Below are 14,812 nucleotides of genomic sequence, written 5' to 3' on the forward strand. Positions count from 1 at the left end.
GACGACAGAGGGGTACTGATGAACAGCCAGTCTCCAGCGAGCGGCACACGTCGGCACTGGGTGGTAATAGAGACCGGCGCCAATCAGGCGTACGTGTTCGCCAGCAACAAACAGGCGGTGAACGTCGGGGCCAGCGAATTGATCTTTCAGGCCGGCACCGAGTGGGTGAAGACCGCCGTCGACAAGATCAACGATGGGCGCGCGGAACCCGTCGTCGAGATCGTGGTGGCCGCCTCCGGCAAGGCGCTGCTGCTTGCCGACAAGGCGGACGCCGGCAGGACGATCATCCGGGCAGTGACCCGTCGTGCACTCGACGAGGCACCAGGGTTGGAAATCTGGGGCACAGTGGATCCGGATCCGGTCACCGACGACACCGACCTGGCGGATGGGCTGACCCGGGCGTACCGGCGGCAGGCGGCATGGCGCAGCCGCCGCCCGTCGCCACTGCTGCGGCACCCGACCCTGCCGTTCACCCGGCCCTGCCACTACTCGGGACAGCCGTCGACCGAGATAGAAGAGGAGGGCGGCACCCCGTACCCGAGGGCCGCCAGCGTCGACGCGGCCTGGCGGCGACGCAACGCCGGCCGGGACCGGATGGCCAGGCAACTCGGCAACGACGCGGTCGTCGATGCCGCGAAGCTGGCCGACGGGGTCAGCAACGCCGGCTGGATTGCGGTGATGCACGCCGACGGCAACGGCATCGGCGACGTGTTCCGCAAGATCAGCACGACGTACAGCGGTCAGGATTTCCTCACCAAGCTGGGTGCCTTCAGCCAGGCGCTCGACAAGGTGACGGTCGCCGCGCTGCGGTACGCCGTCGAGCAGGTCAACGACCGGACCGGTTGGCTGCTGCCGCTGGTCGTCGGCGGCGACGACGTGACCGTGATGATGGACGCCCGGCCCGCGTTCGAGGTGACCGCGACCTTCGTCGAGCAGTTCGCGCGGACCGCCGCCGCGCACCCGGGTATCGCGCGCGTGCTGGCCGATGTCGGGCACCCGGGGCTGACCGCGTGCGCCGGGATCGCCTACGTCAAACCGCACTACCCGTTCAGCCAGGCGTACGAGTTGGCCGAGGAGTTGTGCAGCTCCGCCAAGCAAATCAAGCGGGTCGACGAGCGCTGTGGCGCGCTGGACTTCCACGTGCTGCATGACTCGGTCGGGCAGCGCCTGGAACGGATCCGTACCCCGCTGACCGTGCGCGACGGCGGCACCGGCGAACTGCGGCTGTGGCCCGGCCCGGTGGTGGTCGGCGAGCCGGAGGAGGGCGGCTGGGCGGCGGCCCGCGACGTCACGCTGCTACGGACGGCGGTGAAGGAGTTGGGCAAGCGGTCGAGCGAGGACGATCCGCCGGTGTTGCCCCGCAGCGCTCTGCACCGGTTGCGGCAGGCGCTGCTCGCCGGCCGGACCGAAACGTACCGGGCCCGCGACCAGGCCACCGTCTGGGCGCCCAACCGTGCGAAGGCGGAAGCGTTCCTGCGGGACCATCTGCTGGTCGATGAACCGCCATCGGGTTCCGGCGTCACGTTCAGCCGGATCCTCGGCGCGATCGACCTGATCGACATGGCAACTGGAACCGCTCCGCACACCGCGGCGGAACCGGCCGACACCCGCACGACGCAGCCGTCCCGGGAGGCTGCCTGATGACCAACGCCAAGCCAACAGTTGGCAACACGGGCCTGCGCAACGGCCAGCCGTTCACCGTCGACGTGGAGTTCCTCAGCGACTGGGCGTGCGGCACCGGCACCGGCCGGCACGGCGCGGTGGACCGGGAGGTGCAGCGCGACGCCGACGGCCTGCCGATGCTGCGCGGCAAGGCACTCGCGGCGGTGCTGCGCGACGCGGCGGAGACCGTCGCCACCGGTTTGGACGGAGGCGTCACCGGCACCTGGCACGACTGGGTGGAGGCGGTCTTCGGCAGCCAGCCCGGTGCGTCGTCCCGGCAACGGCTCGGTCCTGGCAAGGCCGGCGAGCCGCGACCGCAGCCACGCTCGACGCCGGTTCCGGCAGCGCTGCAGGCCCGGCCGCTGCGCCTGCCAGAAGAGGTGCGACGCGCGGTCGCCGCATTCGACGACCGTGACCGCGTCCTGGCCCGGGAGGCGGCTGTGCTGCTGCGCCCCGGAGTGCAGATCGACCAGTATCGGCACACCGCGGCCGACGACATGTTCCGCGTCGAGGAACGGGCAGCGGTCGGGTTGACGGTGACCACCGACTGGCAGCTGTCCTTCGCCGGGCTCGCCGTCGGCGAACTGGTGCCGTGGGAGGCCGAACTGCTGCTGCTGGCCGCCGCCCGGCTGGTCGACGCCGTCGGCGGCAAGCGTCGACGCGGTGCCGGACGATGCCGCGTCACCATCGCCGGTGACGGAGCCAGCGGCACTGGCGACGGGACTCGGTTGGCCGATCTGCTGCGCAGAATCGATCAGGCGAAGACCCCGGCCGAGGCGATGCCGACAACCGTCGCTGAGACGGCCGACACGCAGACGGCCGAGACGCAGACGGCCGACACGATGCTCGGCGCGAAGGCAAAGGCCGCGCCTGAGCACCGCCACGACCTGCGGATCACCGCGCTCACTCCATTGATGGTGGCCCGTGGCGTGCTCGGCAACCTGGTGTTGTCCGAACGATTCGTGCCCGGTACGTCGCTGCTGCCGATGGTGGCCAAGGCGCTCGGCGACCGCGCCACCGAGCTGATCACCAGCGGTCAGGTGGTGGTCACCAACGCCACCGTCGAGGTCGACGGCAAGCGGTCGCTGCCGCTGCCCCGTGCCCTGCACCAGTTCAAGGACGCCGACCCCGAACAGTCGGACGAACCACCGGTCCTGGTGAACCTGCTGAAGCCCCGTACCGACGACGGCCAACGGCTGCGAACAATGCCCGGTTTCTGCATCCGCGATACCGCCGGCGGCGGCGGTATCCGCATCGCCGAGGCGGATCTGGTGACGCAGGCACACGCCGTCATCGACGACGCGTCACAGCGGCCGACCGAGGATTCCGGTGGCCTGTTCATCCACGAGGCGATCGCTGCCGGCACCGTGCTGCGCTGCGAGCTGTGGCTGCCCGCCGACACGAGGCTGGACACCGAGTGGCTCAACCGCGAGCACGCGATCGGGCGGTCCCGCAAGGACGACTACGGCCACGTCAGGGTCGAGGTCATCGACCGACCCGGCGAGCCGGCGCTGACCAGCCGTAGCGAAGATCCAGCCAACGGCGAACTGGTCGTCTGGCTGCTGTCGGACCTGCTGCTGCGCGGCCCCGCCGGTGCGCCGGTGACCAGTTTGGACCAGCTGGGAACCGTGCTCGGCGCGGCGCTGGGCATCGACCTGACGCTGCCGGAGCAGGAGCCGGGACAACCACCGGCGGAGTTCGTCACCACCCGGCGGGTCGAGTCGTGGCAGCGCCGTTGGTCGATGCCGCGCCCGTCGCTGACCGGGATCGCAGCCGGCAGTGTCGTGCGGTTCCAGATGAGCGGGGTGCCCGACGACGGGGCGCTGCGCCGGGTCGAGGCCACCGGGCTCGGGGAGCGCACCGCCGAAGGCTACGGCCGGCTGGCGTTGCAGCCCTGGCTGCTCGGCGAAGAGACGGTTCGGCTATCCGCACCCGACGACCAGAGCAAGGGCGGCAGCAACGGCAGCAGGGGCGGTGAGGGCACGGCCCGCCGGTGGCTCGCGGATGACGTACCGGCGTTGGCGGTCGAACTGCTGCGGCGTGGCTGGCGGCGGGAACTGCACCGGACGGCAGCGGTCCGGGCAGCCGACGACGCCCTGCGCGATCTGCTCGTGCCGGGCAACGCGACCGCAGCACAGCTGGGCGTCCTGCGCACGTTGGCCGACCGGCTCACCGCCGGTGACGGCCCGGCGCAGTTGCGGGGCTGGATCGCGGCGACCCGGCGCAACCCGCCACGCATGCAGGTGTGGGGCGAGCGGCGGCTCGATCAGTTGGCGCTGCTGGCCGGCGGCCACGAGGAGTTGTGGACGCATCTGGGTGTACGCCCGCCGGAACCCGTCGCGGGCGAGTTGCACCGGCAGGCAGCCGGTTGGCTGCTCACCGAGGTGGCACGGGCCGAGGTCGAGCGACGCCGCAACCCGACGACAGACGACGACCAGCTGGCCGGTCCGCAAGCCGATCGCAACGAGGAGGTGCCAGCATGAGCCGCCAGGTGACCAGCAGGTGGGAGCTGACCGGCGTCCTCGTCGCACAGGCGGCGGTGCACATCGGTGGTCTCGACGCCGGGCCGGCGCAGCTGGTCCAGGCCCGCGACGGTGCCGGCCGGCCGCTGCTGCCCGGCACCGCGCTGGCCGGGGTGATCCGCTCCGCGCTGCGCGGGGCGGGGAACCCCGACAGCGCCCTCTGGGGCCTGCCGTCCGATTCGGACGGCGACGGCGGGCAGGCTTCCTGGGTACGGATCGACGACGCCCCCGCGCTCGACAGCCCGCACGTCGAGGTACGCGACCACGTGTCGATCGACCGGTTCCACGGTGCGGCGGCCAAGGGGCACCTGTTCAGCCGGGAGGTGCTGGCCGCCGGCACCCGATTCGCCTTCCGCATGGTGGTCGACGCCCCCGCAGACGGCGACGCGGCGGCGGCGCGGACTCTGGTCGAAGCGGTCGCGGCTCAGCTACGCGGCCCCGGCATCGGCGTCGGCGCGGCCACCACCCGTGGGCTCGGCCTGGTCCGGCTGACGGACGCCGTACTGCGGAAATCGGATCTGGCGACCCGGGCCGGCATGCTCGCCGCGCTGCGCACCGGCGGGGAGCCGGTCGACCTGCCCACCGCGGACCCGGACCAGGTGCCGGCCGGTGTGCTGCGGATCGTCGTGCCGTGGCGACCGCACGGTCCGCTGGCGGTGCAGGTCAGCTCGGACGGCGACGTAGTCAGCGCCTTCCCGTTGACCGGACGGAACAAGGCTGGCATCCACCTGGAGTTGCCGGGCAGCTCGATCAAAGGTGTGCTGCGCAGCCACGCCGAGCGGATCACCCGTACGGTGACCGGCAAGTCCGCTTCCGAGGACTTTTTGGACCAGATGCGGGCCGACGGGCTCGGCTCGGTGGCGGCGCTGTTCGGCACCGCCGCCGCCCGCGACAGCAGCGACCGGGATCTGCCGACCGGTCGGCGCGGCGCGTTGCAGGTGGCCACCTGCATCAGCCGGGCGACCTTGCCGGCGGCCCAGTGGGACGCGGTGCGCCTGCTGCAGCAGCGCCTCGGCGACAGTGCGGGTGGTGGTGGTGGTGCTGAGACCGGCAAGAAGCCCGACAACAGACGATCAAGAAGACCAAAGAAGCATCCGCAGGCGGCCGGCAGCACCACGAATGCGGCCAGCATGGACGGTGCCGAGCAGGAAGTAGACGTGCACCGGGCCGCGTTGGGCCGACTGCAGCTCGCCGTCGACGAACTGAACCGTGGCGTCAAGGGCATCAAGTTCATGATCGCGCACCACGTGGCGGTGGACCGGTGGACCGGCGGTGCTGCGGACGCGCTGCTGTTCGCCACCCTGGAACCGCACGCCACTGACGACAAGGCGGGCAAGGCCGACAAGGCGTGGCACCCGATCACCCTCGATCTGCGGGTCAACGAACTCGGGCCGGCGCCGTCGGAGCCGGGCACCGAATCCGAGCAGGACGGGCAGTTCGCCCCGCCGCCAGAACAGCTTGCCGCGCTGGCGTTGCTGCTGCTGGTGCTGCGGGACCTGTGCGACGGCTGGCTCGGCTTCGGCCACGGCACCACCCGTGGCGCCGGTGGCGTGCGGGTCGACGCCGACCAGGTCTGCTTCACTGCCGGCTCGATGACCGGCTGGTTCAGCTGCCTCGACGGCCGGTCGCTGGCCCAGGTGCTGGCCGACCAGGAGCTGACGGAGTCGCTGACCACCGCCTGGCTGGCCACGGCTGAAGGAGCACAGGTATGAGCACAATCGTGCGTACCGTTCGATCGGTCCACGCGGGCCCGGCGGGCGCGGCGCTGGCGGCCTTCGCCGATGGCACGTCGGGGATCGGGTTCTGCTACCGGCCGGCGGACGTCCGCTGGTTCCGGTTCGCCTCCGACGGGGTGGCCCGGGGCGCTGACGGGTCGGCGCTCGACCTGACCGGCGTGTTCGAGCTCCGTGCGTTCACCGGCGAGGCCGAGCTGCGCTGGCTGCATGACAGCGGCGGGACGGGCACCGCTCACTGGGTCGGCGAGTCCGACACCGACCGCAGCCAACCGGGCATGCCGTGGCGGCTGCGGCACAAGCCGTACGAGCGGCTGCTGTGGGGTGCCGTGGTCGGCCAACGCAACGACCACGGCTGGGTGACGCTGCACGACGGGCGGATCGGCACGCTGCCGGTGCCGGTCGACGGGCCGGCGGCGGAAGGCTCCCTGGTGTGGCTGCAGGCGGTCGAATACGCCGAGACCGACGAGCACGGCAACGTGGCCGTCGTGGATGAACGCCTGGTCGGGCTGGTGGCCAAGCCGTTTCCGACGCCGAAGGACCCGAAGCCGAAGAACAAGGGGGCCGCACGATGACGATCGCACCGGTGCCGAGCGAGGCACCCGAGCCGTTGCCGCTCGGCAACGGGTTCCTCAACCCGTACGCCTTCGTGTCGATCCCGGACCGGGCCGACCTGCCGGAGCCGCTGTGGGACGGCAGGCCCGCCGGTCATGACCGTTACCACGCCGACCGGTGGACCGGGACGATCGGCGTCACCATCACCACCCGTACCCCGATGTTGATCCCCGACCATGGGCGACGCGCGGCCACCAGCCCGAACGCCGACGAGCCGTTGGAGGTGCGGGTGGACCACAAGGGCCGTCCGATGCTGTCCGGGTCGGCGGTCAAAGGCGCGCTGCGCTCGGCGTACGAGATGATCACGAACTCGCGGTTCGGGGTGTTCCAGCAGGACAAACAGTTGGCGATCCGGTCGGTGGTCGACGAAAACCTCGCCGACCTGCGACCGGCGGTGGTGCTGGAGACCGGCGACGACACCGCCACCCTGCAGGTGGTCGAGTCCCTCACGCCACGCAACTGGCAGGGCAAGAAGTTGGAAAATCCGGTGCAGACGGCGGTGTGGTCGAAAATGACACTGCGCTGCGAGTGCGCCGGCCGCTGCAGCGGCAAGATCGGGCACGGCACGGACGGCACCGACGACCCGCCGCGCAGCCCTGACCTGGAGGCGTGGATCTACTTCGCCAGGCTCGGCAGGTTCCCGCTGTGGCGGGTCGCCACCGTCGCCGAGCCGGGCAGGCTGTGCGACAAGTCGACGGCACGACGACGGCGCGACGAGGACATCGGGTACGAAAAGAAGCGCAAACGCGGGTTGACGATCGAGGCGCAACATGACCTGGTGAAGGTACGGGGACGGCTGCACCGCACCGGCAGCACTTTTCCGGCCGGCGGTGACCGGAAACGCTACGAACGTTTCGTGGTGACCCAGGTGCTCGAAGGCCCCGTCGAGTTGAAGCTGACCAAGGTCACCGTCGGCAAGCAACTGCTCGACGGCTGGCAGGCCACGATCGACTCGTACCACTGGGCGCATCACCGGGAGAAGGAGACGAACACCCGCTACGGCCAGTACGTGTGGCAGCCGCAGCGGTGGCGGCAACTGCGCCCGCACGACACCCTCTACGCCAGGATCACCCCGGCCGATTCCGCAGCCGGTCAGCAGATCCAGGTCGACCGGCTGTTCCCGGCGATGGTCGGGCGGGTGCCGTTCGCCGGCACACCGAAGCAGAGCCTGCCGGAGGCACACCGTCCAGCGAAGAATCACTCGGAGCTGTCGCCAGCCGACCGGGTGTTCGGCTGGGTGGGGCAGGACGGCCGCCGAGGTGACGAAGGACCCGCATACCGGGGGCATCTGCGGGTGCTGCCGCCGCACGAGTCGCAGGCACCGGACCCGAGCAGCGTGCAGCGGATCGGCGGAGGGCTGCAACTGGTCGCCCTCAACTCCCCCAAGCCGTCGCAGTTCCGCTTCTACCTGGGTGACCGCGACGGTAAACCGCTCAACGGGGTGGCGAAGGACGCCGACGAGGGCTACCCAACCGAGCCGGGCCAGCGCCGCTTGCGCGGACGCAAGGTCTACCTGACCCACGCCGAGGTGCTGCCCGGCCAGAACGCCGTCGAGTACTGGAAACCACCGGCTGGTGACGGCACCGGCCCGCCGAAACCAGGGCTCGTGAACGTCAAAGCCGGCCCGCGCTACCGCGAGTACGCCCGGTCGCCGGTCCGGGAAGGCGACAAGGACAACGTGGACGTCGTCACGTCGGTGTCGCAGTGGGTGAAGCAGGGCACGAAGTTCCGGCTGACGCTGCAGGTCGACAACCTCACCGACACCGAACTCGGTGCCCTGCTGTGGCTGCTGTGGCTGCCCGAAGGTGCCTGCCTCAAGCTCGGGCTCGGCAAGCCGCTCGGGTTCGGCGCGGTGCGGGCCGAGGTGGACTGGGGCGACACCAGGCTGTTCCACGGCGACCGGCTGCGGGACCGCTACCGCCTGCTGTCGCGCTCGCCGGAGCCGGTCGACGTGTCCACCGTCCGGCAGCTGATCGACGACTACGACGCCCTGCTGCGCGAACATCTACCGACCGTCCGGACGGAGTTCCTGAACGCCGCATACGGTTTCCGCAACGCGCCGGTGCACTACCCCCGGGCCGCGGACACCGACAAGGAGCACACGCCACCGCGGCCGGGCCAGCCGTCGACGCCGCGCAACACCACATTCGACTGGTGGGTGACCAACGACGCCATCGGCGAGAAGGACAACCGGCCGAAGGACCGACGGCTGGCGCTGGGCGAGCTGTCCAACCCGGAAAACCTCGTCCTGCCGTACCACCCGAAGAAGAAGGAACGCAACGCTGGTGGCAAGAACGGGGGCAACGGGGGCAACGGCGGTGGCAGCGCCAAGAAGCGCGGCGGCGGCCGGAAGTAGCTCGGCGCCGCGGTGAGCCGGCCGGGCTCCGGTGGAGGTCCCGCTACCGGAGCCCGGCACCGGCCTGGCCGGCCCGATCGGCGCGCCAGGCCAGCTCGGTGTGTTCGGCGTCGCGCAGCCGGCGTACGTCGGTGCGCAGCTCAGCGAGCAGGTCGGCCAGCCGGGGTCCGCCGCCGGGGCGGTCGCCGAAGGTGGCGCGGGCGGCGTCGGCCATCGCGCTGAGCAGCCCGCTGACGGTGCGCTGCGCTCCCCCGGTGCGTTCCACGATCAGCGGTTCCAGGTTGCGTGGCTCCGGGTTCAGCGGCTGCGGGGTGTCGCCGTCGATGTGGCCGTGGCCGTGGGTGATCGGCAGCCGGTTGCGGATCTCGTACAGCGGTCGCAGCACCTGCCGCCGGGTGGCTTCCTTGAGCCGGTTGGCGTCGATGGAGTGTTCGGTGCTGGCGCAGGCGCCGATGATGGCGCGCATGCCGGTGGCGGCGTCCCGGTCGACGTCGGGCAGCGCGGCCCACACGTCGATCCGTTCGCCGATCATCCGGAAGGTGCAGTCCTCGGTGGTGGTGACGTCGGCCTGCACCGGCACCGGCCAGCGGCGCAGCCGCCGGGTGGCGCAGCGCAGCGCGTCGGACAGGCTCACCGCGCGGGCGCTCAGCGGCTGCCCGGCGGCGAGGGTGCCGAGCAGCCGGGCGGCGGTGTCGAGCTCGGCGATGTCGAGGGCGTGGCTGGCGGCAGCCAGGATGGCCAGGTCGGTGCCGAAGCGCAGCGGCAGCCGGTGGGTGCCGGCGTCGAGCACGCTCCGGTCGCGGCTGACGAGCTGGCGCAGGAACAGCGGGATTCCCCGTACGGCGGCAGCCTGCTGCCCGGCGGCGAGCAGGGTCAGCACATGCTCCTTCGGCCCGGTGGGGATCAGCACGATCGCCCCGGTGTCCGGGCCGACGCGCTGGCGCAGCAGCTCGGCGGCTGCCGGTTCGGTGAACGCCGCCGGGGCGTCGACGGCGACGCCGAGGTCGGCGATCGGGGCGGCGACGGCGGTGTGCCCGGCGGCCCGCAGCCGGTCGGCGGCCTGGCGGGCGTGCGGATAGGTGCCGGCGGCGGTGCCGAGGATCAACGCCTTGACCGGCACCGGCTGGCCGGCCGGCACCCCGAGGTAGGTGCGGACCGCCGGGTCGAGGTCGTCGCGCCGGTCGGGGTCGGCGGCGGCCTCGACGACCTGTTCGACGATGTACGGGCTGCCGTCGCGCGACGGGTTGCCGACGACGCTGAGGTACCAGACGGTGTCGCCGGGCACCAGGGGCAGCGGCCCGAGCCCGGCCGGCGCGTCGTCGCCGGCCGCTGTCGTGGCCGGGACGCCGTCGTGTTGGCGCAGGTGTCGGCGCAGCGCGTCGAGCATCGGCGGGTCCGGTGGTTTGAGTTCGTGGGCGCTGGCTTTGCCCATCTCGTTGAGCTGGTGCACGATCTGCGAGGCGAGCCACCGGCCGCTGGGCGCGGCTTTCGCCGCCCGTACCGCCGGGTTGGCGTGCCCGGCGCGTTGCTCGCGGATGACCCGCAGCATCGCCCCGAGGGTGACCGGGGATCGTTTGGCCTGCTGTTCGGCCCAGGTGAGCAGGTCCACCGGGGAGCCGTCGGCGGCGCGCAGCTCACGGTAGCGCTGGGCGACGTAGGCGCGGACGGTGAAGCCGCTGCTGCCGTCACCGCGCATCAACGCGGCGGCCATCACGGCCCGCATCCGGTCGGCGTTCGGCTCGACGTACGCCTGCCCGTAGTGCTCGGCTTCGGCGTCGACGACCCGCCGCTGCTCGACGGTCAGGCTGAGCTGACCCGCGTCGGCGAGAGCCCGCAGCAGATCGTGGTAACGCCAGCGACGCAGCAACGGCACCACCGGGTCGACCGGCAACCCGGCCGTCGGGTCGTAGACGGCGTGCCGGGGCGGCACGGTCGGCCCGATCCGGATCAACGACCACGGCAGCCCGGACGTGATGACGGCGTCGAGTGCGCCGAGGACGGTCTGGGTTGCTCCGACGCCCCAGTTCATGCAGATCCGGTCGGCACCAGGATTTGCCTGGGCGACGAGGACGCGAGCGACGCCGGTGGCGATGTCGATCTCGTCGAGGCTGTCAGCGTGCACCACGGTAACGGCGGCGATGGTGCCGCCGTACAGGTCGGGCAGGCGGCGGAGGGCGCGTCGGATTGCGGCAGCGATAGAAGCAACCGGGGTGGTGGTCACAACAATCAGGTGTACGGCGGTGTCGGAGTCGGCGCGTAAAGCAGCGAGCGCGGCGGCCAGCGGCGCCATGCCGCCGGTGATCTGCGCCGGGGTGCGTAGCCGCAGGATCCGCCGGGTCTGGTCATCGTCGTCAGGCCGCTCGTCAAGCAGCTGTAACAAGGTGGCGGCACCGGCGCTGTCAGGTACGGGTACGCCGAGGTCAGCGTGCCCGGCGGGGTGTACCAGGAAGCAGGTCTGCAACTGACCCGTCCGATCAAGGTGTAGGGGTCGATGTGGTTAGCCGAACTACGTTACTGCGATCAGGGGGACCCGCAACCCATCTGTCGACAAGGCGATCTACTGCCTCATCGGGCTCTCTACAGTGGCCGCCACCACCGATGATGGTCTGATGCGACGCGAGGACTCTTCATGTTCGCCCCTGGACGACCAGTTCGCGGTAGTGTGCCATCCGCTCGGGTCAGGCTTTACCGGGAGAGCCGGCTGGCTGCACGAACCGCAGGGGCCAGACCGTGACTGCTAGATGGTTCCTCGCTCTGGACGGCGACGACATCGGCCGCCGCCTCGAACTCTACATGCTGACCGAGAACCTGCACGACCTGCAGACCTTCGCCAGAGATTTTAGTCAGACGGTGTCCCGGGTCGTACAGTCACTGCAGCTGACACCCGATGTTGACATCATCCTCGGGAGCGGCGACAGCATCCTCGCCCGCCTGCCACAACGAGAGATCGAGCGTTCGATCTCACTTGTCAAGCAGGCAACCGCGAACACTGGATTCAGCTTTTCTGGCGGCTACGCCGAGACCATGCAAGGAGCCTATTTAGCACTGAAAGTAGCTAAATCCACCGGCAAGAACAGGATAATTCCCGCACCCCAGAGGCCGGGGATCGAGACGTGAAGCGCGCACTCATCTTCATGCAGTCAGGGAAACCTGAAACGTACATAAACGTACTATCAGTCCTCCATGACCAATACGGAATTGATCATTTCACCTTCGTGGCAGTCACCTCTGGCTCGATGGACAGCGCCTCACCCAATTTGGTACTCGACAATATGCAAGGAAGACTAAGAGAGCTCTCCCAAGGCACCTATACCTACGAGCAAAAGACAGTATCTCTACCCGAGAGCGCACGCAAGGCATACGGGGCGATAGCAAGCAAGATCCAGACGAATAGCGATATCCGTAGTGAGAAGGTCGACGAGATTCCGCGACTCCTGGACGAATACAAGAAAGTTGACACCGTTGCACCAACGGTCGATATCACAGGACTGTCGAAAGTTCCAGCCATAAAAGTAACTATACTTGGCCTAAGGCATCACAAAGAGTTCTACACATACGAACTGCAGCAGCAGAATGCCGGGAATCCTGGATCCAGGGCACCTTTCTATTACGAAGATGGCGCCAGCTATAGCTACACCCCGATAACCCGCGATACAGGGATATACAACAACCTCAAGGGATACGTTCCACGAGAACGAATCACCATCACAGCAGCAGCATTACTGCTAATTGGATTCAGCACACTCACCATCACCCTAATCGTCGACCCTCAACATATCGCATTGTCGCTCGTCAGCCTTCTTGCCAATATTCTTGGAAGTCTTGCTGCCGCCTATCAGTTCATTTCTCATGACTGACAAACCAGCCACCGAAGACGCGGAGGCGACAGGTAGTCGGGACTCATCGCAGACTGGGTCCGCACCGAGCTTGCCGACGCGACCGGCTGGCAGCGGTCGCGATGCCTGTGTCGGGGATCCGATGGCGACCTTGCCCCGGTGGCGGGTTCCACAGTAGCGCGGCCGGCGTCGATGATGGCACGGTGACGGACGATCGGTGGGACGGACCGGGGTTGACGGTATTCGGCTCGGCGACCGGTGGCGGCCGGGCGGGTCGGGCCGGCGGCGGGTCGGGCGGTGACCGGGGCGGCTGGGCGGGCGGGCTGCGGGCGGCGTTGTCGGACGGGACGGCGGCGGTGGCGGTCGGCGGCGCGCTGGCCGGCGGGTTCGGTGTCGAGGCGGCCAAGTCGGTGATGGTCGGTGAGGCGGCCGGCCGGTGGTGGTTCGTGGTGGGCTGCCTGGCCGGGGTGGCACTGCTGGTGGCCGGGTTCGGGCTGCGGGAGCGGGCGCACCGGCAGGTGCAGGTGGGGATCGTGGTGACCGCGCGCGACGTCGGGCGTGGGCTGGCCAAGGCCCGGCAGTACGAGCAGCAGGCCGAGGAGTTCAGCCGGTCGACGTGTGCGGTGACGGTGGCGACGGCGGTCACCTTGTCCGGCGATCCGGTGGTGGACAAGTCTCGGGTCGAGAAGTTGGCGGATGAGACGTTCAACGCGTTGATGCTGGCGCAGCGGCTGACGCCGGAGGCGACCCGGGTCGATCTGATCCCGACGATGCCGCTGCATCTGGCGTTCTGGTTCGGGGCCCGGCTGGGTCACACCCATTCGCGTGAGGTGCGGGTCCACGCCGTCCGCCAGGCCGACGGGTCTCCCCCGTATTTCGCGGCGACGGCGTTGCGGGCCACCGAGTCGGCGGCGGCTCCGCTGTCGGCGAGCTTGGAGACCGTCGAGGGCGGGGATCCGTCGCGGGCGGCGCTCGCGCTGGATCTGCAAGGTTTCGGGCAGCATTTCGCCGATCCGGTACGGGAGACCTGCCGACAACACGGCATCGGTCACCTGCTGGTGCTGCGCAGCGCGGGTTCGTTGCTGGCCGAGGACGCGGCCACCTATACCGGGGTGGTGGAGCAGGCCCGACGGGAGTGGCTGGCCGCCGCGTTGCCGAGTGCCGCCCGCACCGGCCGGTACGCGGTGTTCCTCAGCGGCTCGGTGGCGATCTCGTTGGCGTTGGGCGCCCGCCTGGCGGCACCGGATCCGGGGCGGTGGACGGTCTTTTCGTTCGACCGGGACACCCACTCGTACCAACCGTTTCCCTTGCCGGAGCCGACCCGGTGAGCGACAATTTCCACATCGGCATGTCGGCGACTACCGGACGGGAGGTGAGACGGCCACGCCGAGCCCAGCGGCCTCCATCGAGGACGGACAGCACATCGATATACGCAAGATTAGGTGCCGGAGTTGCAGTGAAATGTCGATTGCGGCAACCCTCGACACGCCCGGGATCCGGGGGAGGTTGGCGGAAAGATCCCAAAGTACGCCCGACCTGCGAAAACTCACCTTACAGAGATCAGCTAAGCCGTCACCAAGATCATGATGATCATGAGGTTGCCTTCGGAGCCACCTGTTTGCCCAGCTCAATCCGCCCGGCATTTCGGACACGGTCCCCGGACAAACGAAAACCGCACCGGATTGAAACCCTTGATCGCCGCGAGGCTGGAGCTGAACAGTTCCGTGTCCCCGGACACACGAAAACCGCACCAGATTGAAACGGCCCCAAGACGCGAGGAACGAGAAGCTCCGAGCCGAATTTGGGGCTGGGTGTCAGCGTGACGGCGGTGGGGTGGTGGTCAGCTCACCGCACTTGGGGCACCAGCGGCTCTTTACTCGGAACGAGAACAGGCCGGCGAGGAAGCCGAGCAACGCGGCGCTCGTCAACGCGCAGATGTCCATGATCCTCTGCCTTCTCTACGAATGAGGATGGTGGGGTCGGGCCGGTGGTTGCCGCCACCGGCCCGACCCCCGAGGGTCCGCAGGGTCGCCCAAGCGGAACGGAAGGCCCGGAGCGCGCGCGGCCGTACGATGCCCGTCGGCGTTG

Annotated in this window: 10 protein-coding genes; 8 read left to right on the forward strand and 2 right to left on the reverse strand. The window is 69.6% G+C overall.

What is annotated here, in order from left to right; all coding sequences use genetic code 11:
• The first annotated feature begins 18 nt into the window (after positions 1-18).
• Genes EDC02_RS15875 through EDC02_RS15895 form a run of 5 tightly spaced genes read left to right on the forward strand, consistent with a single transcriptional unit; the run spans position 19 to position 8,888 of the window.
• Positions 19-1,641, forward strand: a complete 1,623-nt coding sequence (locus EDC02_RS15875) for a hypothetical protein (RefSeq protein ID WP_148083478.1) — start codon at positions 19-21, stop codon at positions 1,639-1,641.
• Complete coding sequence (locus tag EDC02_RS15880) at positions 1,641-4,145, forward strand: RAMP superfamily CRISPR-associated protein (protein ID WP_123602630.1); 2,505 nt, start codon at positions 1,641-1,643, stop codon at positions 4,143-4,145. The genes EDC02_RS15875 and EDC02_RS15880 overlap by 1 nt, the downstream gene beginning before the upstream one ends.
• On the forward strand, positions 4,142-5,896 hold the full coding sequence (locus EDC02_RS15885) for an RAMP superfamily CRISPR-associated protein (protein WP_123602631.1): 1,755 nt from the start codon (positions 4,142-4,144) through the stop codon (positions 5,894-5,896). Before EDC02_RS15880 ends, EDC02_RS15885 begins: the two co-directional genes overlap by 4 nt.
• Positions 5,893-6,492, forward strand: coding sequence for a CRISPR-associated protein Csx19 (gene csx19 / locus EDC02_RS15890; RefSeq protein WP_123602632.1), 600 nt, complete (start codon positions 5,893-5,895; stop codon positions 6,490-6,492). Before EDC02_RS15885 ends, csx19 begins: the two co-directional genes overlap by 4 nt.
• Positions 6,489-8,888 (forward strand): RAMP superfamily CRISPR-associated protein, encoded by a 2,400-nt coding sequence (locus tag EDC02_RS15895; RefSeq protein WP_123602633.1) that lies wholly within the window; start codon positions 6,489-6,491, stop codon positions 8,886-8,888. The genes csx19 and EDC02_RS15895 overlap by 4 nt, the downstream gene beginning before the upstream one ends.
• 43 nt (positions 8,889-8,931) lie before the next feature.
• On the opposite strand, the gene EDC02_RS15900 is transcribed toward EDC02_RS15895, so the two are convergent.
• Positions 8,932-11,349 (reverse strand): hypothetical protein, encoded by a 2,418-nt coding sequence (locus tag EDC02_RS15900; protein WP_123602634.1) that lies wholly within the window; start codon positions 11,347-11,349, stop codon positions 8,932-8,934.
• A 269-nt stretch (positions 11,350-11,618) separates the two neighbouring features.
• On the opposite strand from EDC02_RS15900, the gene EDC02_RS15905 reads away from it, so the two are divergent.
• From EDC02_RS15905 to EDC02_RS15910, 3 genes are all read left to right on the forward strand, one after another.
• Positions 11,619-12,005, forward strand: a complete 387-nt coding sequence (locus tag EDC02_RS15905) for a mCpol domain-containing protein (RefSeq protein WP_158632203.1) — start codon at positions 11,619-11,621, stop codon at positions 12,003-12,005.
• Positions 12,002-12,745 carry a hypothetical protein gene (locus EDC02_RS39560; protein ID WP_148083479.1) on the forward strand — a complete coding sequence of 248 codons (744 nt, stop codon included), beginning with the start codon at positions 12,002-12,004 and terminating at the stop codon, positions 12,743-12,745. Before EDC02_RS15905 ends, EDC02_RS39560 begins: the two co-directional genes overlap by 4 nt.
• Before the next feature lie 182 nt (positions 12,746-12,927).
• Complete coding sequence (locus EDC02_RS15910) at positions 12,928-14,052, forward strand: SAVED domain-containing protein (RefSeq protein WP_199757650.1); 1,125 nt, start codon at positions 12,928-12,930, stop codon at positions 14,050-14,052.
• A gap of 486 nt (positions 14,053-14,538) precedes the next feature.
• Here the strand turns inward: EDC02_RS15910 and EDC02_RS42375 are convergent, their stop codons facing one another.
• Positions 14,539-14,667: a hypothetical protein gene (locus EDC02_RS42375; RefSeq protein ID WP_255500381.1), complete on the reverse strand. Its 129-nt coding sequence runs from the start codon at positions 14,665-14,667 to the stop codon at positions 14,539-14,541.
• Positions 14,668-14,812 lie beyond the last annotated feature (145 nt).

This window comes from Micromonospora sp. Llam0, from assembly GCF_003751085.1.
Taxonomy (GTDB): domain Bacteria; phylum Actinomycetota; class Actinomycetes; order Mycobacteriales; family Micromonosporaceae; genus Micromonospora_E.

What these genes read in the sequence shown, in the direction of transcription:
- EDC02_RS15875 (WP_148083478.1), top strand. Translation starts at nt 19, where the DNA reads ATGAACAGCCAGTCTCCAGCGAGCGGCACACGTCGGCACTGGGTGGTA.
- EDC02_RS42375 (WP_255500381.1), bottom strand. Translation starts at nt 14,667, where the DNA reads ATGGACATCTGCGCGTTGACGAGCGCCGCGTTGCTCGGCTTCCTCGCC.
- EDC02_RS15895 (WP_123602633.1), top strand. Translation starts at nt 6,489, where the DNA reads ATGACGATCGCACCGGTGCCGAGCGAGGCACCCGAGCCGTTGCCGCTC.
- csx19 (WP_123602632.1), top strand. Translation starts at nt 5,893, where the DNA reads ATGAGCACAATCGTGCGTACCGTTCGATCGGTCCACGCGGGCCCGGCG.
- EDC02_RS15880 (WP_123602630.1), top strand. Translation starts at nt 1,641, where the DNA reads ATGACCAACGCCAAGCCAACAGTTGGCAACACGGGCCTGCGCAACGGC.
- EDC02_RS15885 (WP_123602631.1), top strand. Translation starts at nt 4,142, where the DNA reads ATGAGCCGCCAGGTGACCAGCAGGTGGGAGCTGACCGGCGTCCTCGTC.